General features: G+C 50.5%; 29 protein-coding genes. 25 read left to right on the top strand and 4 right to left on the bottom strand.

The window, feature by feature from the left end:
• Positions 1-35 precede the first annotated feature (35 nt).
• The 10 genes from BM124_RS15945 to BM124_RS15900 all read left to right on the top strand — a co-directional run bounded on the left by BM124_RS15945 (position 36) and on the right by BM124_RS15900 (position 7185).
• Entirely contained in the window at positions 36-275 is a 240-nt protein-coding gene (locus tag BM124_RS15945; RefSeq protein ID WP_093339016.1) for an AtpZ/AtpI family protein, read from the top strand.
• Positions 272-658 carry an ATP synthase subunit I gene (locus BM124_RS15940; RefSeq protein WP_093339008.1) on the top strand — a complete coding sequence of 129 codons (387 nt, stop codon included), beginning with the start codon at positions 272-274 and terminating at the stop codon, positions 656-658. The genes BM124_RS15945 and BM124_RS15940 overlap by 4 nt, the downstream gene beginning before the upstream one ends.
• Positions 659-736: 78 nt before the next feature.
• Entirely contained in the window at positions 737-1465 is a 729-nt protein-coding gene (gene atpB / locus BM124_RS15935; protein ID WP_093339006.1) for a F0F1 ATP synthase subunit A, read from the top strand.
• A 62-nt stretch (positions 1466-1527) separates the two neighbouring features.
• The gene (atpE, locus tag BM124_RS15930; RefSeq protein WP_093339005.1) at positions 1528-1734 is read left to right on the top strand and encodes a F0F1 ATP synthase subunit C; all 207 of its coding nucleotides are present in this window, start codon (positions 1528-1530) and stop codon (positions 1732-1734) included.
• 94 nt (positions 1735-1828) lie between these two features.
• Positions 1829-2320, top strand: coding sequence for a F0F1 ATP synthase subunit B (gene atpF, locus BM124_RS15925; RefSeq protein WP_093339004.1), 492 nt, complete (start codon positions 1829-1831; stop codon positions 2318-2320).
• Positions 2317-2856 carry a F0F1 ATP synthase subunit delta gene (locus BM124_RS15920; protein WP_093339002.1) on the top strand — a complete coding sequence of 180 codons (540 nt, stop codon included), beginning with the start codon at positions 2317-2319 and terminating at the stop codon, positions 2854-2856. Before atpF ends, BM124_RS15920 begins: the two co-directional genes overlap by 4 nt.
• Before the next feature lie 22 nt (positions 2857-2878).
• The gene (gene atpA / locus BM124_RS15915) at positions 2879-4387 is read left to right on the top strand and encodes a F0F1 ATP synthase subunit alpha (RefSeq protein WP_093339001.1); all 1509 of its coding nucleotides are present in this window, start codon (positions 2879-2881) and stop codon (positions 4385-4387) included.
• Between the two features lie 54 nt (positions 4388-4441).
• A complete protein-coding gene (gene atpG / locus BM124_RS15910; RefSeq protein ID WP_093338999.1) occupies positions 4442-5305 on the top strand; it encodes an ATP synthase F1 subunit gamma in 864 nt (287 codons plus the stop codon).
• Between the two features lie 39 nt (positions 5306-5344).
• Positions 5345-6757, top strand: coding sequence for a F0F1 ATP synthase subunit beta (gene atpD, locus BM124_RS15905; RefSeq protein WP_093338998.1), 1413 nt, complete (start codon positions 5345-5347; stop codon positions 6755-6757).
• A gap of 26 nt (positions 6758-6783) precedes the next feature.
• Positions 6784-7185: a F0F1 ATP synthase subunit epsilon gene (locus tag BM124_RS15900; RefSeq protein ID WP_093338996.1), complete on the top strand. Its 402-nt coding sequence runs from the start codon at positions 6784-6786 to the stop codon at positions 7183-7185.
• Positions 7186-7520: 335 nt separating this feature from the next.
• Here BM124_RS15900 and BM124_RS15895 read toward each other — a convergent pair whose 3' ends face one another.
• Positions 7521-8021 carry a DUF1722 domain-containing protein gene (locus BM124_RS15895; protein WP_170841183.1) on the bottom strand — a complete coding sequence of 167 codons (501 nt, stop codon included), beginning with the start codon at positions 8019-8021 and terminating at the stop codon, positions 7521-7523.
• 397 nt (positions 8022-8418) lie between these two features.
• On the opposite strand from BM124_RS15895, the gene BM124_RS15890 reads away from it, so the two are divergent.
• The 15 genes from BM124_RS15890 (at position 8419) to BM124_RS15825 (ending at position 20264) form a co-directional block, all read left to right on the top strand.
• A complete protein-coding gene (locus BM124_RS15890) occupies positions 8419-8649 on the top strand; it encodes a DUF1146 family protein (RefSeq protein ID WP_093338993.1) in 231 nt (76 codons plus the stop codon).
• 48 nt (positions 8650-8697) lie between these two features.
• Positions 8698-8883 (top strand): hypothetical protein, encoded by a 186-nt coding sequence (locus BM124_RS19195; RefSeq protein ID WP_212634974.1) that lies wholly within the window; start codon positions 8698-8700, stop codon positions 8881-8883.
• Between the two features lie 199 nt (positions 8884-9082).
• Complete coding sequence (gene murA / locus BM124_RS15885) at positions 9083-10399, top strand: UDP-N-acetylglucosamine 1-carboxyvinyltransferase (protein ID WP_093338991.1); 1317 nt, start codon at positions 9083-9085, stop codon at positions 10397-10399.
• Between the two features lie 540 nt (positions 10400-10939).
• The gene (spoIID, locus tag BM124_RS15880) at positions 10940-11932 is read left to right on the top strand and encodes a stage II sporulation protein D (protein WP_093338990.1); all 993 of its coding nucleotides are present in this window, start codon (positions 10940-10942) and stop codon (positions 11930-11932) included.
• A gap of 81 nt (positions 11933-12013) precedes the next feature.
• On the top strand, positions 12014-12904 hold the full coding sequence (locus tag BM124_RS15875) for a M23 family metallopeptidase (protein ID WP_170841182.1): 891 nt from the start codon (positions 12014-12016) through the stop codon (positions 12902-12904).
• Between the two features lie 484 nt (positions 12905-13388).
• Positions 13389-13574 carry a hypothetical protein gene (locus tag BM124_RS15870; protein WP_244504373.1) on the top strand — a complete coding sequence of 62 codons (186 nt, stop codon included), beginning with the start codon at positions 13389-13391 and terminating at the stop codon, positions 13572-13574.
• Positions 13575-13683: 109 nt separating this feature from the next.
• The gene (locus BM124_RS15865; RefSeq protein WP_093338987.1) at positions 13684-14019 is read left to right on the top strand and encodes a DUF4212 domain-containing protein; all 336 of its coding nucleotides are present in this window, start codon (positions 13684-13686) and stop codon (positions 14017-14019) included.
• A gap of 3 nt (positions 14020-14022) precedes the next feature.
• Positions 14023-15684: a sodium:solute symporter family protein gene (locus BM124_RS15860; RefSeq protein WP_093338985.1), complete on the top strand. Its 1662-nt coding sequence runs from the start codon at positions 14023-14025 to the stop codon at positions 15682-15684.
• A gap of 313 nt (positions 15685-15997) precedes the next feature.
• Positions 15998-16276 carry a sporulation transcriptional regulator SpoIIID gene (gene spoIIID / locus BM124_RS15855; RefSeq protein WP_139217143.1) on the top strand — a complete coding sequence of 93 codons (279 nt, stop codon included), beginning with the start codon at positions 15998-16000 and terminating at the stop codon, positions 16274-16276.
• Positions 16277-16519: 243 nt separating this feature from the next.
• A complete protein-coding gene (gene mreB / locus BM124_RS15850; protein WP_093338984.1) occupies positions 16520-17524 on the top strand; it encodes a rod shape-determining protein MreB in 1005 nt (334 codons plus the stop codon).
• Between the two features lie 15 nt (positions 17525-17539).
• Positions 17540-18370, top strand: a complete 831-nt coding sequence (locus BM124_RS15845; protein WP_093338982.1) for a flagellar hook-basal body protein — start codon at positions 17540-17542, stop codon at positions 18368-18370.
• A 24-nt stretch (positions 18371-18394) separates the two neighbouring features.
• A complete protein-coding gene (locus BM124_RS15840; RefSeq protein ID WP_093338981.1) occupies positions 18395-19237 on the top strand; it encodes a flagellar hook-basal body protein in 843 nt (280 codons plus the stop codon).
• Positions 19238-19282: 45 nt separating this feature from the next.
• Complete coding sequence (locus BM124_RS19345; protein WP_093338979.1) at positions 19283-19570, top strand: DNA-directed RNA polymerase subunit beta; 288 nt, start codon at positions 19283-19285, stop codon at positions 19568-19570.
• Positions 19571-19623: 53 nt separating this feature from the next.
• A complete protein-coding gene (gene fabZ / locus BM124_RS15830; protein ID WP_093338978.1) occupies positions 19624-20058 on the top strand; it encodes a 3-hydroxyacyl-ACP dehydratase FabZ in 435 nt (144 codons plus the stop codon).
• 14 nt (positions 20059-20072) lie between these two features.
• Positions 20073-20264, top strand: a complete 192-nt coding sequence (locus BM124_RS15825; protein WP_093338976.1) for a hypothetical protein — start codon at positions 20073-20075, stop codon at positions 20262-20264.
• Here BM124_RS15825 and BM124_RS15820 read toward each other — a convergent pair.
• From BM124_RS15820 to BM124_RS15815, 3 genes are all read right to left on the bottom strand, one after another.
• On the bottom strand, positions 20261-20497 hold the full coding sequence (locus BM124_RS15820) for a hypothetical protein (protein ID WP_139217142.1): 237 nt from the start codon (positions 20495-20497) through the stop codon (positions 20261-20263). The two genes, BM124_RS15825 and BM124_RS15820, sit on opposite strands and share 4 nt — an antisense overlap.
• Before the next feature lie 18 nt (positions 20498-20515).
• On the bottom strand, positions 20516-20692 hold the full coding sequence (locus BM124_RS19045; RefSeq protein ID WP_170841181.1) for a hypothetical protein: 177 nt from the start codon (positions 20690-20692) through the stop codon (positions 20516-20518).
• Positions 20693-20941: 249 nt separating this feature from the next.
• A complete protein-coding gene (locus BM124_RS15815; protein ID WP_093338973.1) occupies positions 20942-23380 on the bottom strand; it encodes a heavy metal translocating P-type ATPase in 2439 nt (812 codons plus the stop codon).
• Positions 23381-23739: the final 359 nt, after the last annotated feature.

The following is a 23739-nucleotide window of genomic DNA, read 5'->3' as shown; positions in this document are numbered from 1 at the left end:
GGCGCAGTTAGGAAACATCGCGAATGGAGGGTAACATGGCGGACAAGCATAAGTCTCCAAAACCGTTCCAGTCTGCGGCTTTAACATCAGCCGTGCTCTCTTATTTAGTCGGACCCCTGTTGATCGGCATATTCGCAGGAAGGTGGCTGGATGATAAATGGGGAACATCCCCTTTTTTGATGATCATCGGCCTTCTGGCAGGACTTGCCGCCGGAGTATACGGAGTGACCCGTCTGCTCGAGCACTATCTTAAAGACGGAGACGACCGGAAATGAACCAGATTTTTCAGAGAGAGACAAGGCGTCATGTCCAGTATACGTTTTATGCGCTGGCACTGTACGTCATCGGGTGGGGAATGAGCCCGTACCAGATGTTTTTTATAAGTGCCGTGCTCGGAACGGGACTCGGTCTCTTTAACTTCTGGAGCATGTACCGGGACGTTAAAAAGCTCGGAAAGGCAGCAGAGGAGAACAGATCGGCATTTTCCGCAGGGATGGTGTCGCGGCTTGCGTCAGGAGCGCTTGCTGCCGTTCTTTTCCTTCAGTTCCCCGGGCATTTTCATCTGTTGGGCCTTGTTACCGGCATAATGACACCCTACATTATCATTCTTCTTCACTCCTTGTTTAAAAAAAACCCGAACAACCCGGAAGAAACGTAACACACGCACAAAACAAAGGGCGAAGAAGCGGCAACAGGGAACCAGGGAACCATTAACGAAGAGTAAGGGGGGAAGCAAATGCAACACGAATCTCCGATTTATTATGATATTTTTGGGATTCCGGGATTCCACGTAAATCTGTCGAATATTATAATGCTGACCGTCGCTGCGCTGATTGTGTTCTGTATTGGGTTTTTTAGTGCGAGAAATCTGAAAATGAAACCGTCCGGGATGCAGAACGCGTTCGAATGGATTATTGATTTTATCAAAAACACCATTTCAAGCACGATGGACTGGAAAACCGGAGAACGGTTTTTCGGACTCGGCATTACGATCTTTCTGCTTATCTTCGTGTCGAATATGCTCGGTATTCCATTTATGATCGTTAACCATGAGACGCATGAGCTTTGGTGGAAATCACCGACAGCAGATCCAGTTATTACGATGACGTTTGCAGTCATGGTCATTGTGCTTACGCATTTTTACGGCATCAAGATGAAAGGAATCAAAGAGTACGGGAAAGACTATCTGCGCCCGGTACCGTTCCTTTTACCGCTCAACATCATTGAGGAATTCGCCAACACGCTGACACTTGGAATGCGGCTGTTCGGTAACCTGTACGCAAAGGAAATTCTTCTGACACTCTTAACCGGTATCGGGGGAGCCAGTATTCTTGGAGCCGCAGGAGCCGGCATACCGATGATCGCGTGGCAGGGTTTCAGTATATTTATCGGAGCTATCCAGGCCTTTATTTTCCTCATGCTGACAATGGTTTATCTGTCACATAAAGTGCTGGACGAACACTAAACGCATTATACAGATCTTTCAGAAACAAACAATCATTTATTATATTTAAGGAGGACTTTTAAATGGGAGCATTAGCAGCAGCTATCGCAGCAGGACTGGCAGCAATCGGGGCAGGTATTGGTAACGGACTTATCGTGAAATCGACACTCGAAGGGGTTGCCCGCCAGCCGGAACTCCGCGGCACATTGCAGACGATCATGTTCACAGGTATCGCGCTTGTTGAGGCCCTGCCGATCATTGCGATTGTTATCGCGTTCATCGTTATGTAGCAGCGGGTACATATACCGCTGGGATTAATGGCGGAGTCCATCAAGCGACACTTCGCCATTCCTTTTGTATCAATCACCGAAAGGAGTGAATTCCGTGCCGGAAGTTATTACTTGGGGAGACGTGGTTTTCTCGATTGTTACTTTCATTATTCTTCTGCTTCTCCTGCGCAGATTTGCCTGGGGACCAATCATGAATGTAATGAAAGAGCGGGAGGAACACATTTCCTCTGAAATCGAAAATGCCGAAAAACACCGCAAAGATGCGGAAAAATATGTGGAAGAACAGCGCCTGGAAGTGGAACGTGCCAAAGAAGAGGCACAGACCATCATCGAAAATGCGAAAAAGACCAGTGAAAAACAGGGAGAGGATATCATCAATCAGTCCCGCGCGGAAGCCGAGCGCCTGAAAGAAAGCGCCCAGGCTGATATTGCACGGGAAAAGGAACAGGCCATCGCCGAGCTGCGTGAAGAAGTCGGCTCGCTGTCTGTGATGATCGCTTCCAAAATTATCGAAAAAGAGCTGGATGAAAAAGAACAGCAGCAGCTCATTGAAGATTACGTCAAAGAGGCAGGCGGACGGCTATGACAAGAGCAGCAGCCAACCGGTATGCCCAGGCCCTGTTTGAACTTTCAAAAGACCAAAACATGCTGGAGCAGGTACGCGTTGAACTCGACACAGTAAAAGAGGTGTTTGCGGGTAACAGGGAACTCCCTGAAACGCTCGAACATCCGAAAGTGCCGAAAGAGCAGAAGGAGAACCTGCTGAAGAATGGTTTCTCCGGCATGAGTGACATGGTGCAGCGGACGCTGCTTCTCATGCTTGAAAAGAACAGAATTGATTCTGTCGTTTACATGATTGAACAATTCCAGCATCTCGTGGATGAAGAATGGAAAGTGGGACATGCGCTCGTTACGACCGTCAAGCCGCTTTCTGATGAAGAACGCAGCATGATTTCGGAAACTTTTGCTGAAAAAACCGGTAGAAATACCCTCTATATCAGGAATGAAATTGATTCCGAGCTGATCGGCGGACTGAAAGTTGATCTTGGGAATCTGGTTTTTGACGGCAGCATAAAAGGTCAGCTTAACAGAATGGAACGCAGGCTGGTCTCCGGAAAATGATAGAGGATAGGGGTGAACGTTAATGAGCATTAAATCGGACGAAATTAGCTCTCTTCTGAAACAGCAGATTGAAAATTTTCAGTCTGATGTACAGGCGAATGAAATAGGAACTGTCATCCAGGTAGGGGACGGTATTGCGCGTGCCCACGGCCTGGAAAACGTCATGGCCGGCGAGCTTCTTGAGTTTGCCAACGGCGTGATGGGAATGGCGCAGAACCTGGAAGAAAACAACGTTGGTATTATTATTATGGGATCGGACTCCGGTATCCGCGAAGGGGACGAAGTCAAGCGAACCGGCCGGATTATGGAGGTGCCCGTCGGTGAAGAAATGATCGGACGTGTCGTAAACCCGCTCGGTCAGCCGATTGACGGGCAGGGTCCACATGAAGCAGCGAAATCACGGCCGATTGAGGGCGCCGCACCGGGTGTCATGGACCGTAAATCTGTTCATGAACCGCTTCAGACCGGAATCAAGGCCATTGATTCGATGATTCCCATCGGCCGCGGACAGCGTGAGCTCGTTGTCGGTGACCGTCAGATCGGGAAGACATCGATTGCGGTCGACACGATTTTGAACCAGAAAGATGAAGATATCATCTGCATTTACGTAGCCATCGGTCAGAAGGAATCGACCGTTGCAGGAACTGTGGAAACGTTCCGCCAAAAAGGTGCCCTTGATTACACGATTGTCGTGAACGCAGGCGCAGCCGATCCAGCACCGCTTCTGTATCTGGCGCCATATGCCGGGGTGACCATGGGTGAAGAGTTCATGTACAACGGAAAACACGTCCTCGTCATTTACGACGACCTGACGAAGCAGGCGGCCGCGTACCGTGAACTGTCACTACTGCTCCGCCGCCCGCCGGGACGTGAAGCCTATCCGGGGGATGTATTCTACCTGCACTCCCGTCTGCTGGAGCGTGCCGCTAAACTCAGTGATGATATGGGAGCCGGCTCGCTGACCGCTCTGCCGTTTATCGAAACGCAGGCCGGTGACGTCGGTGCCTATATTCCGACGAACGTCATCTCGATCACGGACGGACAGATCTTTCTGCAGTCGAACCTGTTCCACTCCGGTGTACGTCCTGCCGTTAACCCGGGGATATCCGTATCCCGTGTCGGCGGTTCCGCACAGATCAAAGCGATGAAAAAAGTGGCGGGTACACTGCGTCTCGACCTGGCATCATTCCGTGAGCTCGAGGCTTTCGCACAGTTCGGCTCGGATCTTGATGAAGCAACCAAGGCGAAACTGTCACGCGGGGAACGCACCGTGGAACTCCTGAAACAGGACCTTCACCAGCCGATGGCGGTTGAAAACCAGGTAGCAGTTCTTTACGCCCTGACAAGCGGTTTTATGGATGATATTCCAGTCGGCGACATTCGGCGCTTTGAGTCTGAACTTCTTGCCTATCTGGATTCGAATCACAAAGAACTGCTGCAGTCCATCCGTGAAACTGGACAACTGCCGGAATCCGAAGACTTCAACAGTGCCATCGACGGCTTCAAGAAGACCTTCAACGTTTCCAAATAAGCCAGGCACCGGCAAAGGCTTTGCACCGGTGTGAAGAAAAGGTGGTGAACCCAAGTGGCCTCTTTACGTGAGATAAAAAACCGTATCGGCTCGACGAGAAAGACGAAACAGATTACCAAGGCGATGGAAATGGTCTCTGCTTCGAAGTTAAACCGGGCCCAGACTAATTCGCAGTCTTACGAACCCTATACAAGAAAGATCCGGGAAGTGGTGGCAGGTATCGCCTCCGGGAATTCCGGCGCTACCCACCCGATGCTCGAGGAACGTCCGGTGAAAAAAACAGCCTATATCATGATTTTTTCTGACCAGGGGCTTGCCGGTGGATATAATGCCAACCTCCTGCGCTCCTTTATGGACCAGGTCGCCGCCCGTCACAGCTCGAGTGACGAGTACGGCGTTATCGTTCTCGGCAGAATCGGCAGAGATCTGCTGAAGCGCCGCGGTATTCCCGTTATGGATGAAATAACCGGACTTCCGGACGAACCCGATTTTCAGGATATCAAGAACATTACACGGCTCGCCGTGAACATGTACAAAGAAGAAGAAATCGACCAGCTGTACATTTGGTACAACCATTTCATCAGCGCCATCCAGCAGGAAGTCAAAGAGACGAAACTGCTGCCGCTGACCGATATCGGCGAAGGCAGAGACGCAGCGGCTCAGAGTTATGAATACGAACCATCCGAGGAAGCTATCCTGGAACAGCTTCTCCCGCAGTACGCGGAAAGTTTGATTTTCGGAGCGCTGCTTGATGCCAAGGCAAGTGAATTCGGCGCCAGAATGACAGCAATGAGCGCGGCAAGCGACAACGCTGATGACATTATTGACGATCTGACATTGTCCTACAACCGGGCCAGACAGGCTGCGGTCACGCAGGAAATCAGTGAAATTGTCGGCGGCGCTGCGGCTCTGGAATAATTCGAATGTAGCTTGAGACACAGTTTAGGAGGGAAAAATATGAGCAATGGACGCGTCACCCAGGTTATGGGTCCGGTAGTTGACGTTTCGTTTCCAAGCGGTGAACTGCCGGAATTGAACCACGCGCTCACGGTTTCCCAGAAAGGGCATGAAGACAACATCATGGATGTGGAAGTCGCCCTTGAAGTTGCGCTGCATCTGGGAAATGATACGGTCCGCACCGTCGCCATGGGTTCGACGGACGGATTGATCCGGGGAGCGGAAGTTATTGATAAAGGCGGTCCGATTTCTGTTCCCGTCGGCGAAGAAACCCTGGGACGTGTATTCAACGTTCTCGGCGAGACGATCGACCAGAGGGAGCCGATTGGACCGGAAGTGAAGCAGGACCCTATTCACCGCGAAGCTCCGGCATTTGATGAACTTTCAACCGAAACGGAAATTCTTGAAACAGGCATTAAAGTCGTTGATCTTCTTGCCCCTTACGTAAAAGGCGGAAAGATCGGCCTATTCGGCGGTGCCGGTGTCGGAAAAACCGTATTGATTCAGGAATTGATTAACAATATCGCGCAGGAACACGGTGGTATTTCTGTATTTGCCGGAGTCGGCGAACGGACACGGGAAGGGAACGACCTGTACTTTGAAATGCAGGATTCCGGTGTGATCAATAAAGCAACCATGGTGTTCGGTCAGATGAACGAGCCGCCTGGAGCGCGGATGCGTGTAGCATTGACCGGTCTCACTCTCGCGGAACATTTCCGTGATGTAGACGGCCAGGACGTGCTGCTGTTTATCGACAACATCTACCGTTTCACCCAGGCCGGTTCCGAAGTATCCGCGCTTCTCGGCCGGATGCCGTCGGCCGTTGGGTATCAGCCGACACTTGCCACCGAGATGGGGCAGCTGCAGGAACGGATTACGTCTACGAAGAAAGGCTCGGTTACATCGATCCAGGCGATTTATGTGCCAGCCGACGACTATACCGATCCGGCTCCTGCCACAACGTTTGCGCACCTTGATGCGACAACCAACCTGGAACGCCGCCTGACGGAAATGGGTATTTATCCGGCAGTGGATCCGCTGGACTCCACCTCCCGCGCGCTTGCGCCTGAGTATGTCGGGGAAGACCATTACGCCGTGGCCCAGGAAGTACAGCAGACGCTGCAGAAATACCGTGAACTTCAGGATATCATTGCGATTCTCGGTATGGATGAACTGTCCGAAGAAGACAAAATGGTCGTGCACCGCGCACGCCGGATTCAGTTCTTCCTGTCACAGAACTTCCACGTGGCTGAGCAGTTCACCGGTCAGCCGGGCTCCTATGTGCCGGTAAAAGATACGGTAAGCGGGTTCCGTGAGATTCTTGACGGCAAACACGACGATGTTCCGGAAGATGCCTTCCGACTCTGTGGTCCGATTGAAGATGTCACCGAAAAAGCGAAGGCCATGTCCTAAGCGGATTGCGGTAAGGAGGAGGAATCATGTCGACGATCAATGTCAATGTTGTCACTCCTGATGGCGCGGTTTATGAAGGGGATGTGGAAATGGTCAGCGCCCGTTCCCAGAGCGGGGAGCTGGGTATTCTGCCTGGACACATTCCGTTGGTAGCACCGCTTTCAGTCGGCGCTGTCCGCCTCAATTATGAATCCAGGGTTCATCTTGTCGCGGTCAACGGAGGCTTTGTTGAAGTTCGTCCCGACAGTGTTACGATTCTCGCTGAATCGGCGGAGACACCGTCCCAGATCGATGTCGACCGTGCCCGTCGAGCAAAGGAACGGGCGGAGGACCGCATCGAGCGTGCCAAACAGGAAGAAATCAATTATAAGCGGGCACAGCTCGCTTTACAACGCGCCGTTACCCGGATCGAGGTAGCAGGCGAGTAATAAAAAGGCTGTTCTCACGCGGGGAGCCCCGCTGTAGAACAGCCTTTTTTGTGTGATCAGAGTGGAACTGATGCATAATTTCAGAGAATTGATACAGAAATGCAGAGAATCAATACAGAAATCGAGAGAATCGATAGAGAAAAACGCGAAAAGGAGGAGAATCGATCGATAAAAAAGAGAAACGATTCGATTCTGCTTTAAATCGATACAGAAACACTGGGGCATTCGCGCCTTCACACATCGAACCGGATTCATGAAAAAGACTGTCTTCCAGCCCAGATTCCGGATGAAATGCCGTGACTGACATCTGGCAGCATGCTTCCCGAATCCTCCGCTCAGTTTATCTTCCACAACATGTCATCTGACAACATGAACGTTCCTTTCCGGTTATGAAGGATGTAGTATGGAGTGTCCGGAAACAAAATGATGCTCTCGAGCAGATAATCTTTCGCATACTTTTTCGATAAGCGGCAAAGCAGCAGGCGGGTTTGTTCCATGGCCCCGCGCCATTCATAAAAATGGCTGTACGGCAGCTTCCCCGCTTCGCTCAGCAAATGCTGAAATGTTTCTTTTTCTTCGGATCCCGCGTCTTTTTTTACATATCCCCACATATGCTCCAATGTATTGATACAGCCCCTGCGGTCATAAGGTCTGCCGGAAACGATGCGCAGACTATGAAAAAAAGTGTGTACGTCGGACAAACCGTGAAGCCGTCCTGCCTGTTTGGATAACGATTTATAGTGCTGGTACCCCCTGGCCATGACATCATATTTTGCGGCTGCCCATATTCTTTCAGTGCTGCTCCGTGCGATTCGGAGATTTTCAACAGGTTCCAACAAAAGTCCTCCTCGTTTTCTGTGTCCCGTTTTTTGCATAAAAACCCTGAAACAAAGGGGCTGACATATTCTTTCTTGTCTTCTGATTCTTACATTTATGTTACAACATTATTATCGAATGTAATGTAATTTTAAAAAATGTACAATTTTTATACAAAAATCAGTTTTTTTTTATTATAATTGAGGTATATCTTCTATGTCATGATAATAGTGGCCATTATTTTGCTGAACAAGCCGTTATGAAAATGTCTTATATCGGCAGATGCTGTCGAGAGTGGTCGGATATGTTACAATAAAGTGATGTGTTTGAATGAGAGAAAGGACTCTTTTTCCTTTCAGCAAAATGCCCTAACATACACCTTGGATTGTGAAGAGGGCTGTTAAGGAGTTTTCAGCGATGAATCCTGAAGGGCAGGACGCGATCTTACATATTACTGTCAACCTCATTTTTTTGGTTATTGTATGGTGGAGTTTACAGTCCTTTCGTTTCGATGTTTTTCTCCGAAATCCGGAAGGACCGAAAGCGAAACTGCTCATGGTGCTTGTGACGATTGCGCTGAGCCACCTTGTCAGTTCGTTTTTTATTGCATACTTAGAAGGGTCCTTGACGCTTAGGTATATTTTCTAAAAAGGCTCCCTCCATCTTCCACGTATGACCGTGCTTCCTCCGGTGAAAATGAGAAATAGGGTCCTGCGTCCGGGAGTTGTTTTTGGGTGTCGTGTTCCGCCGATGCATGAGGACAGTCAATTTGTCGAAAAAACAGATGAAAAAGGAGAACAGCCGGGAAATGGGTCGTCTGATCTTCCCAAACCGGCGTTTTTTTGGGTAATCTGTAACCTGGATGCCTGTGACGACGACTAAACGCAGCAGGAAAAGTAAATGAACACGCACACCAGACGAGAATGGGCACCCGTTTCTTTACTGGACAGGGCACGCCTAAATGGACGAATGAATATCCATAATAAAAAGATGATTAATTCTGTCTGCGTGAAAACAGACGGGAACGTCATGGCTCATGCAGAAACAAATACGAACTATAACGGACGCGGAGGGGAAAACGTTGGAAAAAATATTAGTAAGAGGAGGAAAGCGGCTGAAGGGTAACGTGAAAGCAGAAGGCGCGAAAAATTCTGTACTTCCGGTTATAGCCGCTTCCCTGCTCGCTGAAGAAGGAACGAGCACTATATATGATGTCCCGACTTTAGCTGATGTATTTACAATGAAAAATGTACTGAATTATATGGATGCGGACGTCCATTTTGAAGACGGGGTGTTTACGTCCAACGCAGCCGGAGAACTGACGACGGAAGCTCCATTTGAATATGTCCGCAAAATGCGGGCATCCTTCCTGGTTATGGGACCGCTGCTTGCGAGAAAGGGATGTGCCAACATTGCACTGCCCGGCGGCTGCGCCATCGGGTCTCGTCCGATTGATCAGCATCTTAAAGGTTTTGAAGCCATGGGAGCTGAAGTGGAAATCGGCAACGGCTATATCGAAGCAAAAGTAGAGGGCCGCCTGCAGGGAGCCCGGATTTACCTCGACTTCCCAAGTGTGGGAGCGACAGAAAACATTATGATGGCGGCCACCCTCGCTGAAGGAACGACCATCCTTGAGAATGTCGCGGAAGAACCGGAAATCGTCGATCTCGCGAATTACCTCAATGCCATGGGAGCCAAAGTCCGTGGTGCCGGTACCGGTACGATCCGGATCGAAGGCGTCAAGCAGATGAAAGGGGCCGTACATTCCATCATTCCCGACCGCATTGAAGCGGGATCGCTGATGATTGCCTCCGCCATCACCGGCGGCGACGTCTTTGTCGAAGGGGCCATCCACGAGCATATCCGTCCGCTTGTCGCGAAGCTTCGTGAAATGGGCGTGATTATTGAAGAAGAGGATAATGGCATGAGAGTCATCGGACCTGATATTCTCCGGCCGGTAGATTTAAAAACAATGCCTCATCCCGGTTTTCCAACAGACATGCAGGCTCAGTTCATGGCGCTTCTGACGCAGGCAAAAGGTACGGCTGTCATCACAGAAACCGTATTTGAGAACCGCTTCATGCATGTGGAAGAATTCCGACGTATGAATGCGGATGTGAAAATCGAAGGAAAGGCGGCCATCGTCAGCGGACCGACCCGCCTGCAGGGAGCCGAAGTGGCAGCAACCGATCTGCGCGCCGGCGCCGCATTAATTATCGCCGGACTCGTGGCCGATGGGGAAACGACATTGACCGAACTGCGTCATCTCGACCGTGGTTACGTCGATTTCCACAAGAAGCTGCAGGAACTTGGAGCGCGTGTGGAACGTGTCGAAGTGACAGAAATGGAAACGAAGCCTGCTAACGAAGAAAACGTACTACGAACCGTCAATCATTAAATCCAGAGGGGTTGTATCATAAAGATACAGCTCCTTTTTTATGAAAGAGGATGTAACTTCGGATAAGAGTGGAGGGCGGCGGCTTTTGATGCTGCCCTTTTACTATGGAGAAAAAGCGCCCGCCTGCAGCGCATGCTGGTTATTTCAGCGGGGTCCTTACGGCTGCCCGTCATCCGGCCCGGCCATGGATACTACGATCGAAAAATGAGAGTTTAGTGTCCATGGATCACCGTTTGGCGGGCACTAGGATGCGGAAACCAGGAATTAGTGTACATCGATGGAATTAAATGGACACTACCTGCCGGTGCCGGAGTCTTAGTTTCCGCGGATCCCCGGTCCGTGAACACTACGTAAGCTGTCAGGCGGTTTAGTGTCCACGGAACTGCTCGGGTTCGGAACAACCGCATGCCCGGACTCCCTTTTTTGATCACTGGTGAAAACCCCCCGCTGCCGTAAAAACCAATCATACCCTGTGGATGCGCGGCATACTTATGGAAAGTGTGTTGTGCACAATGAAAGAAAGCAGGAGGCGGTGAATGGATGAAAAGAGGAGTCGTGGTCTCCGTTTTTCTTTTCGGATTGTTTTTTCTGATTCCGGTGGTATTCATCAGTGTATGGGGGTCATCTGGTTCACCAGGCACACAAACAACGGAAACCGCGTCAGACCAGAACGAACAACAGCCGCTGACCCGGCCCGCTGAAAGATCAGAGCAGACCATTCCCGTATTCCGCAGTGAAACCGAAACCGTGGAGCAAACCGGCCTGGAGGAATATGTGGCGGGCGTGGTCGCCTCCGAGATGCCGGCTTCTTTTGACATAGAAGCTTTGAAAGCCCAGGCGCTGACAGCACGGACGTATGCGGCGAAACAGATTGCCTCTCCCTCAGAAATCAACCTGCCGGATGGAGCGCTCGTCACCGATACGACCATGCACCAGGTATATCAGAATGAAGAGGAGCTCAAGGAAGAATGGGGCAGCGATTTTGAATGGAAGATGGAGAAGGTCAACAAAGCGGTTCGTGCTACGGAGGGACAGGTTTTAACGTATGAGGGAAAGCCGATTACCGCTGCCTTTTTTTCCACGAGCAACGGTCATACAGAGAACGCAGAGGACTATTGGCAGAACTCGGAGCCCTATCTGCAAAGTGTGGAAAGCCCGTGGGATACATCCTCCCCCCGCTATTCCAATGAAATAACCATTCCCGTCGCAGAAGTAGAACAGGCGTTGGGAATTTCGCTTTCCAAAGGTGCAGCCGGAACGGTGTTGAGCCACACAGAAAGCAGCCGGGTGGAAGAGATGGAGTTCGGCGGTGAGACATTTTCGGGCCGGGAAATCCGGGAGAAGCTGGAGCTTGATTCCACCGATTTCACCGTGAGCCGCCAGGGAAATGACATGGTTTTTTCCACGAAAGGCTGGGGACACGGCGTCGGCATGAGCCAGTACGGTGCCGATGGAATGGCTGACGAGGGAAAAACCTATAAGGAGATTGTGAAGCACTATTATAAGGGCGTAGAGATAACAGGACTGTCTTGATCCCATACTTTTAAAAAAAATTATCGATGCAGTGTATAATTTTCCTCACTCCTGATCAGAATGGGAGCTGAGGTGATAATCATGAAAAATAAGGAAAATCAACAAGCCGCAGCCAGAGAACGCAGAGGAATGAAAGACAGACTGCGCGCGTGGTCCAAACAAAAATGGTTCTGGCCCGCCGCTTACTTGAGTGCCTGCGCCTTTCTGCTCGGCACGTACTTTCTCATCCAGAGTCCGGCCGGCACCGATCAGGCCGAAGAAGAACAGGCTCCAGAGGAAGAGCAGAATGCACAGGAAGATGAAGGAACGATGGAAGGCGGAGACAGCTTACCTGCCGCTTCCGGAGATGAAACGCTGCAGATGCCGGTAATGAATGAAGATAATGTAGATATTATTGGGTATTATTACGATCATGACGCTTCAGCTGAAGAACAGCAGGATTCTCTAGTATACTACAATAATATGTATTATCAGAACAAAGGCATCGACATTGCCGGCCAGGAAGGCGAACCGTTCGAAGTGACAGCGGCCGCTACGGGTGAAGTCGTAAATGTAGAAGACGATGAAATTCTTGGACAGGTGGTGGATGTGAAACACACCGATAACATCGTAACATCCTACAGCAGCCTGAATGATGTGACAGTCTCCGAAGGCGATACCATCACACAGGGCTCCGTTATCGGAACAGCTGCAAAAAATCTCTATAACAAAGATGCAGGGGTCCATGCCCACTTTGAAGTCCGTAAAAACGGGGAACCGCTTGATCCGGACGAAGCATTCCATCAACAACTGACGGCGTTGAGCAGTGAAAATGGAAATGAAAATGGAAATGGTGAAGAAGAGCAGACAGCCCGCGATGACGAGGGAGATGACTCGGACAATGAAGAAGACTCTTCCGGTCTTGAGGAATTCCCGATTCTGGAAGGCGATGACAATAACAATAACGAAGAAAATGCAGAGAACAATGGATAACAGGGGATAGGCTGCCTGGCAGAACCCGGACGATGATCGTCGAGACATCGTCCGGGTTTTTTATACTGCAGCGGGTATGGTGAAGTGCTATGGACACTAGACCGCACAATCCTGTCTGTAGTGTCCACGGAAGGTGATTCCATGGACACTACAAAACCGGCGCTGGTGATTAGTAGTTCCGGACATCTGCCGGAGGACACTATCCTTTCTTTTCAGCGCTTCAGTGTCCACGCAGGATGTATCGGTGGACATTATTTCTGTTTTCCGCGTTGTTAGTATACACATCACGCAGCACCCCTTGATCAGGCATTGGTGAAATGTCACAATTTGTTGAAAAATATTTGAACATTTTGTGAAAAATAAATTGACTGATATGCAGAATATTTGAAATAATGTGTACTATAACAATATAAAAGCTGGGGTCAAACAGGTCATATTACCGGCCTCTCGGAGTACTCATAAGTAAAGGAAGGAGGGGAAGAGGATGATGGCCATTCTTATTGCGTTCTGGATTCTCGCCATTGCTGCGATTGCCGGGATGCTGAAATGGAAAAAACCGATTCTATTGGCCGCACCATTTGCTGCGATGGGCCTGTACGTTGCTGTTCAGATTATCCTGGTGCCGCTTCCGTTGTGGGAAACCATTCAGATGATTATGGGAATGCGGTAACATCCACGACTTTTTTGAAAACGATTACATTAAAAAGGAGGTAGATACAGTATTTTTCAGGATTAACCGTCCACTTGGCATAAAGACATACAAAACGGAGGTGGGTACATTGAAAAAAGTAGATAAGAAGACAGCAGAGGCCTATTTCAGGATGCGCACAAGACTGATTATTATCTTTTTAAGTATAGGGTTTATCGTATCGTTCGGGGTGGCGGCATTTGCAGAATTCTTTTCCCAATTCAAATTCCTGGGCGTGGAATTTCACTATTACATGGGTTCGCAGGGAGCAGTTATTGTCTTTATTCTATGTCTGTTTCTGAACGCTGTATTAAGTGACCGGATTGACAAAAAGTATGGAATCGATGATACAGCCAATGCTGCTGTCAGTGACCGGAACACACGCAGGAATAATACACAGCATGTTACAGAAGAGAGGGGAATGTAAAAGATGGAATCACAAATGCTTGTGTCACTTGGACTTATTTTAGCAACATTTGCTCTTTATATTGTTATATCTGTATACAACAGGGCCAGAGCGACATCGGACTTTTATGTCGCGAGCCGTGGGATTCCTCCAATGTGGAACGGGATGGCGATCGGCGGCGACTGGATGAGTGCTGCCTCGTTTATCGGCATGGCCGGCACGGTGATGGCTCTTGGCTATGATGGACTGCCTTACATTATGGGCTGGACGGGAGGTTTTCTGCTTCTAACCTTTCTGCTTGCCCCGCAGCTGCGCAAATACGGCCGCTTCACGGTACCTGAATTTATCGGGGACCGGTTTGAAAGTAATACAGCCCAGCTGATTGCCGCCATAGCAACAGTCATTATCAGTTTTACTTACATTATCGGTCAGTTATCGGGCTCGGGCGTCGTCATAGGCAGACTGTTTAACATACCTTCTGTTTACGGTACGATGATTGGCGTGGTGATCATTGCCATCTATGCGACGCTCGGCGGGATGAAAGGGGTGACCTGGACGCAGGTCGCACAATACATGATTCTGATTGTGGCCTATATTATTCCCATTGTTTTCATATCCCTGCAGATAACCAGTAATCCAATTCCGTGGCTGACGTATGGCGGCATTGTTGATCGGATAGGGCAGATAGACCGGGAGCTTGGGTTATCGGAATATTTTGCTCCCTTCACAGAAAGTGACAAAAGCCAGTTTCTTGCCTTGATGTTCACGTTAATGGTTGGTACTTCGGCACTGCCACACGTTATTGTCCGCTTTTTTACTGTCAGTACGATGAAAGCGGCGCGCTGGAGCGGAGCCTTTGCCCTGCTTTTTATTGGTATTCTTTATTTGTCGGCACCGGCCTATGCCGCCTTTTCGCGCTTCATCCTGATGACGCAGGTAGCCGGCAGCCCGATGAATGAACTACCGGCCTGGACCCAAAGCTGGATGGATACCGGACTTCTGCAGACGGCCGACCAAAATGGAGACGGCATCCTGCAGTGGACCGAGCTGTCTGTAGGGGAGGATATCGTTGTGATGGCAACGCCGGAAATCGCCCAGCTTGGCATGTTTGTAATCGGTCTCGTCGCGGCCGGCGCGATGGCTGCTGCCCTGTCGACAGCGGGAGGCCTGCTCATTACGATTTCTTCTTCCTTTGCCCACGATATCTATTACCGTTTGATAAAGCCGGATGCCTCCGATGCAAAAAGACTCCGTGCCGGGCGGATCGCGATTGTCCTTTCAACGGTTATCGCCGGGCTTGTCGCGCTCGACCCACCTGGTGTGATTACGCAAATTGTAGCGTGGGCATTTGCCCTTGCCGGCGGAACGTTCTTCCCAGTTCTGTTTCTCGGCATATGGTGGAAGCGGATGAACACCCAGGGGGCTGTAGCAGGAATGATCACCGGGCTTGCCTGTACCCTCAGCTATATATTCCTTGCGATGAGCGGCATAACGCTTTTGGGGATTCAGGACACTGGAGCCGGCTTGATTGGAGTTCCGATCAATTTCCTCGTCTGCATCCTCGTATCGAAAAACACGCCGGCACCACCGCAGCACCTGCAGGATGATGTCATCGATCTGCGTTACCCCGAGCAGATGACATACAAGGACGGGGAAGTATGGATCAACGATGGTACACAAAATTAAAACCGCACCCTTTCGACTGAGCTGAAATCAGCGGCGTAACGGCCGCTGATTTTTTACATTCATCCATATACGCACCGAATTATTTCCCGGGAAATGACACGTTTCGAGTGACTGTAGCCGGCAAGACGCCACCCTTTGCTGCTTTTTCACGTTGCAGCCTGAAAAAAATACTTACCGCAGGTGCCGGGTTCCGGACTGCCTGCCGTTTTTTATCCTGCTTTAACCCTTGTCCTATCAGACTTTTTGGTATATCCGCCGATCCTCTTTAATAAACTGTACTAATTCACCAAGATTGCGGTAGGAGGCGAGTGGTGTGCATGACTACATCAAAGAACGAACGATCAGGATGGCACGGTATGTTGTCGAAACGCGCAAGACAGTGCGGGTGATAGCAAAAGAGTTCGGCGTTTCCAAAAGCACGGTCCATAAAGATTTAACCGAACGGCTCGAAACAATCAATCCGGAGCTTGCCGAAGACGTGAAGTATGTCTTGAATTATCACAAATCGATCCGCCACCTGCGCGGCGGGGAAGCCACCCGTACGAAATACGAGAATGACCGGAAAAGTGTGGAGACAGAGCTGACCCTTTAGTCATTTTCTCAAAAGGCTGTCTGAAAAGAACAAGCTTTTTCGTTTTTAGACAGTCTTCGAAAAACAAATTTGGAAGAAGCGGGGTGATATATTCCGCTGGCCGATAAAATATGATAAAATCATACAATAGAGACTAACGTTTGATATAAGAAAGCATGGACTATGTCTTTTGATGTTATACTAATGGGTAAGAGCATCCATATGTAAAGACCGGCTTAGAATCGATGAGGAGGAATATACGCCATGTTTGGCAGGGATATCGGTATAGACTTGGGAACAGCAAACGTATTGATACATATTAAAGGACAGGGCATTGTACTGGATGAGCCTTCGGTCGTAGCCATGGACCGGAAGAGCGGCAGCGTGATGGCTGTGGGGGAGGAAGCCTTTCGTATGGTGGGGCGCACCCCGGGAAACATTATCGCAACGAGACCGATGAAAGACGGTGTGATTGCCGACTTTGATCAGACGGAAGCCATGCTGAACCACTTTCTCGTGAAAGTGAACGCTAAAAGCATGATGTCCAAGCCGAGGATATTAATCTGCTGTCCGACCAATATAACATCCGTTGAGCAGAAAGCAATCATTGAAGCCGCCGAAAAAAGCGGCAGTAAGAATGTATTTATTGAAGAAGAACCGAAAGTGGCAGCGGTCGGCGCCGGCATGGATATTTTCCAGCCGAGCGGTAATATGGTCGTCGACATCGGCGGCGGTACGACGGATGTCGCGGTTCTCTCGATGGGGTCCGTTGTTACGGCGGACTCCATCAAAATCGCGGGTGATCAGTTTGATCTCGACATTTTAAATTATATCAAAAAGGCATACAAGCTTTTGATCGGTGACCGCACGGCGGAAACAGTGAAAAAAGAAGTGGCCACGGTCGCGCCAAACGGTTCCAACCGTGAGCTCGAAATCCGCGGACGGGATATGGTGAACGGACTCCCCCGCACTATCACGATTAACTCAAAGGAAATATACGAGGCGTTAACCGAATCGGTGAACCACATTGTTCACGCGGCGAAGAATGTCCTGGAGCAGACACCGCCGGAACTGTCGGCGGATATTATCGACCGCGGCGTGATTCTCACCGGCGGCGGAGCCCTTCTGCATGGTATAGATGAACTTCTCGGTGATGAACTCGGCGTACCCGTCATCATCGCGGAAGAACCGATGAATTGTGTGGCAAACGGAACAGGCATCATTCTCGAAAACCTTGACAAAATGGCAAACAAAAAAGTCAAGATCTAGGAAGGAGCCCGACATATGCTGAGAGGTTTTTACGGCGCGGCATCCGGTATGCTAGCCCAGCAGCGGCAGACACAGATGCTTTCAGAAAACTTGTCGAACCTTAACACCCCGGGATTCAAAGCAGATCAAGGATCCAACCGGACCTTTCCCGAAATGCTGGTTCAGGCGCAGAACGCAGAAAACTTTCCCGGAAGCCGTCCGGCGCCGATTGGGGAGCTGGCGACGGGTGTCTATATGCAGGAACGCACACCGGATTTCAGTCAAGGGAATCTTCGTGAGACCGGCAATACAGCGGACGCGGCCATTTGGCAGCAGGAAATGCCCGAAGGTGAAGACGGGGAGCAGGGTTCCCTCTTTTTCCGTGTATCGAACGCGGACGGGGAAGAACGCTATACCCGCAATGGGAACTGGACCGTGGACGGTGAAGGCTTTCTGACAACGAGTCAGGGAAACTATGTCCTGGGGCAGGATGATGAACCCATACAGGTCGGCAATGAAAATTTCAGCATCGATAAGAATGGCGTGATCACCGATGATGCTGGAGCCGAAGCCGGTCAACTGGGTGTCGCCTACGCTGATAACGCCAATAACCTTGTAAAAGAGGGGAACGGCCTTTTCCGCCTGGAAACCGAAGACGGGGCAGAAGCTCTTCCTACGGCTATAGGAGCGGATGGAGTTGGCTACACCATTAACCAGGGATCTCTGGAACGTTCCAACGTGGATCCGGGTGAAACGATGACAGAACTCATGAATTCTTACCGGATTTTTGAATCCAACCAGCGTATGCTGCGGACGTACGATCAAAGTATGCAGCGCGCGGCAAATGAAATCGGCAGTCTGAGATAACCAGGTGAAAGGAGAAGAGGCATCATGTACGGATCGGTATTGTCCTCGGCAAATACGCTGGGTCAGCTGCAGCACAAGCTTAACGGCATTTCAAGCAACCTTGCAAACAGTAATACAACGGGCTATAAGCGGACCGAAACGACGTTTTCCGATATGTTATATCAACAGACGAACAATCTGCAGGATGAGCGTAATGAAGCCGGCCGTCTAACGCCGGCCGGCCTGCGCACGGGTGCCGGAGCCGGTGTCGCGCAGACTGCGCTGCGGATGGAACAGGGTGCGCTTAAGAACACAGGCCGTGAACTGGATTTTGCCATTACGGAAAAAGATCAGTTTTTCCAGGTGGAATCGATGACCGGTGGAGAGCCGGAAACACAGTACACCCGGGATGGTTCGTTTTACTTGTCGGAGAACCCGGAAGAACCGGGAGGATGGACTCTCGTTAATAACCAGGGGGATTATCTTCTTGGAGCAGATGGGGAGAGGATGGAAGTTCCGGCGGGAGCCAGTGATTTTTCTCTGCAGGAAGATGGAACGCTTAATGCGGTAAATCAGGCGGGAGAAGAGATTGAAATCGGACAGATGGAACTCGCGGAGGTGACCAAACCCCAGCTTCTTGACCGGGTCAATGGTAATAACTACGCTTTCCCGGATCTTGGTGAACTCGGACTGGAAGAAGATGATGTACTCGAGTTTGTCCCAGGGGCTGAAGAAGCATTGAAACAGGGATCGCTCGAACAGTCCAACGTCGATGTCGGTCAGGCTATGACGGACATGATGATGACACAACGCCAGTATTCCTTTAACGCACGTGCGATTTCGCAGGGAGACCAGATGATGGGTCTCATTAACAGCCTGCGCGGCTGATTATGATCCGCGTAAGACAGAGTATAACGTTACGGAGTTAAAATCATGACTTATAATGAAGAAACAACACAAAGCCAATCCAGGCAGGAGCGAAGGCAGGAAAAAGAGCAGGAGGGAAAAGACAGCACTGCGGCCTCCAAGAAAGAGCGCAGGCGGGAACGTATCCGGATGGTTCCAATCTGGGCCAGACTTCTGATTGTCCTTGCTGTTTTCGTTTTAAGTCTTCTTGCCGGCCTTGTAACAGGTTATACTATCGTAGGAGAAGGAAACGGTCTCGATGTGCTGAAATGGGGCAGCTGGGAACGCCTGCTTGAATTTATCCGTGGAAATTAATCTGCAGCCGTCTGTTTTTGTATTGTATGTGTAAAGACGGCAGGGAGGAAAACATGCTCTCCAGTGAAGAAATCAAAGACATTATTCCGCACCGCTACCCGTTTCTTTTGGTGGACCGGATTACGGAGCTGAAAGAAGGGGAGCGGGCTGTCGGATTGAAAAACGTATCAGCGAATGAAGAATTTTTTAACGGTCATTTTCCGGATTATCCTGTCATGCCCGGGGTACTGATTATCGAAGCGCTCGCCCAGACCGGCGCCGTCGCTATCTTAAAAAAAGAGGAAAACCAGGGGAAACTGGCTTTCTTTGCCGGCGTCGAGAACTGCCGCTTTAAATCCCAGGTGAAACCCGGGGACCAGCTCGTTCTGGAAACGGAAATTACGAGACTGCGTGGCAAAATCGGAAAAGGAAAAGGCACCGCGAAAGTGGACGATACGGTGGTATGCGAACTGGATCTGATGTTTGCGATTCAGGATCCGGAAGAATAAAGGAGGTCCTTATTGTGAAAGCAGTATGGATTGGAGCCGCTGTACTGGTCGTTATTACGCTCGTAGCTTCCATGATCGGCGCAACGACGAAGCTTGGTAATATTATAGGGCCGGTTGTAGGATGCATCATAAGCAGTGCGATACTGATCGGACTGATGACGTGGGAAAACAAAAAAGGAGCTGTATCAAAAGCCATTAAGCGTTAAGGCATCCACTGCAGGCGGACGCTTGCCGCGGGCAGCGCCTCAGCTACATCAAACGGTAAAACCGCCGTTTGATGGGATCTTCGGCCGCTGCTCTTCCCGCTGGCGTCGCCGCCTTCCGTTTCTGCCTGAGGTGAATTTTCTATATTATTGAAAAGGAGCTGTACCTTTTGATACAGCCCCTTTTTTTGGAAAAGACTTTGCGGTGACTGCGCTTTTGGCATTGATACTCTCATTTCTTGATTGATTCCCGGCTAATTAAGATTTTTCTGTATCGATTCTCCGGAAAATGGTCTCGATTCTCTCGTTTCTGTATTGATTCTTCGCATTTCAGCGAATTTCTCAATCGATTCTCCGATTTTCTGTATCGATTCTCCCAATATATCAATCACAACGCCGGATTTCTGTCTCGATCCGGACTGAAACGGCATCAATGCAGCAGGGGGTGAAGCGGAGCGGGTATCAGCTCAATTTGCCCGGATTTTCCCTATCGATTCTCCGGAAAATGGTCTCGATTCTCTCGTTTCTGTATTGATTCTTCGCATTTCAGCAAATTTCTCAATCGATTCTCAGCATTTCCTTATCGATTCTCCGATTTTCTTTATCGATTCTCCCAATATATCAATCACAACGCCGGATTTCCGTCTCGATCCAGGCCAACACCCCATCATGTCGCTCAACTATTGCGTCCGCAGGAGCCGCATGCTGTTGAGTATAACAAGCAGGGCCGCGCCGGTGTCGCTCAACACCGCCATCCACAGCGTCAAAAATCCCGGAAAGATGAGCACGAGGGCGGCGGCTTTCGTCAGCAGCGAAAACCAGATATTCTGCTTAATGATCGCTAAAGCTTTGCGGCTGAGACGAATCGTGCGTGGCAGCTGCTCGAGATTATCGGCCATCAGCACGATATCGGCGGTTTCCATCGCGGTATCGGTGCCCGCGCCTCCCATCGCGATGCCAAGATCAGCCGATGCCAGAGCGGGAGCATCATTGATCCCGTCCCCGACCATCGCGACACGTTTTCCCTCCTGCTGCAGTGCGCGCACAGCGGTTACTTTGTCTGCGGGAAGCAATTCATCAAAGGAGCGGTCGACGCCGGCTTCTTCGGCGATTCGTTTTGCCGTGCCGCGGTTGTCGCCGGTCAGCATCGCCGTCTCCGGCAGACCTGTCTGTTTCAGTGCCTGAATGGACTGGGCGGTATGGGCACGGATCGTATCCCGGACGGCAATGATGCCGAGAACGCGGGACCGCGTACCGACTACGACGAGGGTACTTCCGTCCTCCTGCAGGGTCTGCATACGCTGCCCGGCTTCCTGGAGAAAAACATCCATCTCCTGAAACCACGCGGGGCTTCCGGCAAAATAGTCAATGCCGTCGATAGAAGCTGCGGCCCCTTTGCCGGCCATCGTCTGAAAATGACTGCCATTTTCCGCAGGTATTCCGCGTTCTTCGGCATACGCGGTGACAGCCAGGGCGATCGGGTGGGTGGAATGTTCTTCAATGGTCCGCGCCGCAGCAAGCAGCCCTTCTTCGCTGCCGTGCAGCGCCGTCGCTTCGATCACGTTCGGCTTTCCTTCCGTTAAGGTTCCTGTTTTATCGAAAGCCATGGCTTCTATCCGTCCCGCTTTTTCCAGAAAGGTGCCGCCCTTGATTAACACGCCGTTCTTTGCGGCATTTCCTATGGCTGACACAATGGCCACCGGCGTGGAGATGACGAGGGCACACGGGCAGGCAACAACGAGTAATGCCAGACCTTTATAGAGCCATTCCCCCCAGGTTCCGAAGCCAAAGAGAGGAGGGAGCACCATGACAGACACGGCGAGAGCGAAGACGACTGGCGTGTACACCGCGGCGAAGCGGTCGATAAAGGCCTCGGTCGGTGCTTTTTTCTCCTGGGCTTCTTCCACAAGGTGTATGATGCCGGCAATCGTCGTGTCCTCGGCGAGTGTAGTTACCTTGATTTCGAGCGAACCGTTTTCGTTGACAGTACCGGCGTACACGGTGCTTCCCTCCTGTTTGTCTACAGGCAGGGACTCTCCGGTGATCGGAGCCTGGTTAACGCTGGAGGAACCGTTTATCACTTCACCATCGAGAGGAATCTTTTCTCCGGGTTTGACGATAAGAACGTCCCCGATGCCGACCTCTTCCACCGCTTTACGGACCTGCTTTCCGCCCTCGAGAACGACGGCTTCGGGAGGAGCAAGATCCATCAGGCTGCGGATGGATGCCCTCGTGCGTTCCATGGAACGATTCTGAAGCGTAGTACCGAGCGCAAAAAGCCACACCACCATCGCCCCTTCAAACCATTCGCCGATCAATGCAGCGCCGATCGCGGCGGACGCCATCAGCACATTCATATCGAGCGAACCGCTTTTTAGAGCATAAAACGCGGCTTTAGCCGGCTTAAATCCTCCAGTTACAACAGCCGCGGCATAAAGAACTGTAACCAGAAAACCGGGAAGAGCGGTAAACGATCCAGCAAAACCAAGCATAAGAAAAATTCCTGACAACGTCGTGGTCGAGATCCGGATTTTCTTCTTTTCTTCCTGGGAATGTTCACGCGTTCCCCGGTCCAGAGATGCGTCGAAACCCGCTTTCTTTACTTCTTTTCTAATAGTATCCGGATGGGAGACGTGCTCGATCTGCATTTTTCCGGTGGAGAAATGCACCTGGACGTCCTGCACGTCCGGCAGGCTGCTGAGATGTTTCTCAATCGTCATCGCGCACGTGCCGCAGTCCATGCCCTGCACGTTGTACGTTTCCCTGCTTTTCCCCTCCTGCAGGGGTGCTGCTTCAAATCCCAGTTTTCGTACCTGTTTTGGAATGGCATCGTGAACGGCGGCATCATCCGCACCGACGGCCATTTTTCCCGTAGCGTAATGCACCTCGACGGATTGAATGCCGTCTGTCTTCTTTAAGCTTTTCTCAATGGTTGCCGCGCAGGACGGGCAGTCCATCCCGTCCACCCTGTATTCCAGCACGCTGCTGTCCGGGTGACTCTCCGTTGTTTCCCTGCTCCTATCGCGGGTATCGCAGCATCCGGTTTGCACGGGAATCTCCTGTGACAGCCTGTCATTAGAGCAGCAGGCTGCTTCTCTCTCCTTTTGCTCCTGATTCATATGCCTTCCTCCTATAACTACATTCAAATATCCGTTTGATTGTTTCCTTTTAGTGTATGATTCAAGTATAAAAAAGTCAATATTCAAAAATATATTTGAATGATAGAGCCGTCGGAATGGCTGGTAATGGTGCAGTTATGGCAGGTAAATCCTTTGATTTGGCTTGTAAAAAGAATAATCTGGCTGGTAACCACGCATTCAGCAGGTATTCCCGCCGGTTTGGCTGGTAAAGGACCAACTTTGGCATGTAAATGAACGCATTTGGCTGGTAACGGCGCCGGGACGGGAGGAAAACATAATAAAAGACAGCGCCCGGAATGGCCAGGCTGCTGTCTTTGGAATATAAAAAAAGCCGGTCT

This window comes from Salibacterium halotolerans (genome assembly GCF_900115625.1).
Lineage (GTDB): Bacteria > Bacillota > Bacilli > Bacillales > Marinococcaceae > Salibacterium > Salibacterium halotolerans.
Note: the sequence above shows the minus strand (reverse complement) of the source record. Positions and strands in the feature narration are given on the sequence as shown.

Coding starts and splice junctions, on each gene's coding strand:
- BM124_RS15890 (WP_093338993.1), top strand. CDS start 8,419: ATGAATCCTGAAGGGCAGGACGCGATCTTACATATTACTGTCAACCTC.
- atpB (WP_093339006.1), top strand. CDS start 737: ATGCAACACGAATCTCCGATTTATTATGATATTTTTGGGATTCCGGGA.
- BM124_RS19195 (WP_212634974.1), top strand. CDS start 8,698: ATGAGAAATAGGGTCCTGCGTCCGGGAGTTGTTTTTGGGTGTCGTGTT.
- BM124_RS15920 (WP_093339002.1), top strand. CDS start 2,317: ATGACAAGAGCAGCAGCCAACCGGTATGCCCAGGCCCTGTTTGAACTT.
- BM124_RS15900 (WP_093338996.1), top strand. CDS start 6,784: ATGTCGACGATCAATGTCAATGTTGTCACTCCTGATGGCGCGGTTTAT.
- BM124_RS15840 (WP_093338981.1), top strand. CDS start 18,395: ATGTACGGATCGGTATTGTCCTCGGCAAATACGCTGGGTCAGCTGCAG.
- atpD (WP_093338998.1), top strand. CDS start 5,345: ATGAGCAATGGACGCGTCACCCAGGTTATGGGTCCGGTAGTTGACGTT.
- BM124_RS15815 (WP_093338973.1), bottom strand. CDS start 23,380: ATGAATCAGGAGCAAAAGGAGAGAGAAGCAGCCTGCTGCTCTAATGAC.
- atpE (WP_093339005.1), top strand. CDS start 1,528: ATGGGAGCATTAGCAGCAGCTATCGCAGCAGGACTGGCAGCAATCGGG.
- BM124_RS19045 (WP_170841181.1), bottom strand. CDS start 20,692: ATGCCGTTTCAGTCCGGATCGAGACAGAAATCCGGCGTTGTGATTGAT.
- BM124_RS15945 (WP_093339016.1), top strand. CDS start 36: ATGGCGGACAAGCATAAGTCTCCAAAACCGTTCCAGTCTGCGGCTTTA.
- BM124_RS19345 (WP_093338979.1), top strand. CDS start 19,283: ATGACTTATAATGAAGAAACAACACAAAGCCAATCCAGGCAGGAGCGA.
- spoIID (WP_093338990.1), top strand. CDS start 10,940: ATGAAAAGAGGAGTCGTGGTCTCCGTTTTTCTTTTCGGATTGTTTTTT.
- atpA (WP_093339001.1), top strand. CDS start 2,879: ATGAGCATTAAATCGGACGAAATTAGCTCTCTTCTGAAACAGCAGATT.
- BM124_RS15860 (WP_093338985.1), top strand. CDS start 14,023: ATGGAATCACAAATGCTTGTGTCACTTGGACTTATTTTAGCAACATTT.
- BM124_RS15940 (WP_093339008.1), top strand. CDS start 272: ATGAACCAGATTTTTCAGAGAGAGACAAGGCGTCATGTCCAGTATACG.
- BM124_RS15845 (WP_093338982.1), top strand. CDS start 17,540: ATGCTGAGAGGTTTTTACGGCGCGGCATCCGGTATGCTAGCCCAGCAG.
- mreB (WP_093338984.1), top strand. CDS start 16,520: ATGTTTGGCAGGGATATCGGTATAGACTTGGGAACAGCAAACGTATTG.
- fabZ (WP_093338978.1), top strand. CDS start 19,624: ATGCTCTCCAGTGAAGAAATCAAAGACATTATTCCGCACCGCTACCCG.
- BM124_RS15875 (WP_170841182.1), top strand. CDS start 12,014: ATGAAAAATAAGGAAAATCAACAAGCCGCAGCCAGAGAACGCAGAGGA.
- BM124_RS15820 (WP_139217142.1), bottom strand. CDS start 20,497: ATGAGAGTATCAATGCCAAAAGCGCAGTCACCGCAAAGTCTTTTCCAA.
- BM124_RS15870 (WP_244504373.1), top strand. CDS start 13,389: ATGATGGCCATTCTTATTGCGTTCTGGATTCTCGCCATTGCTGCGATT.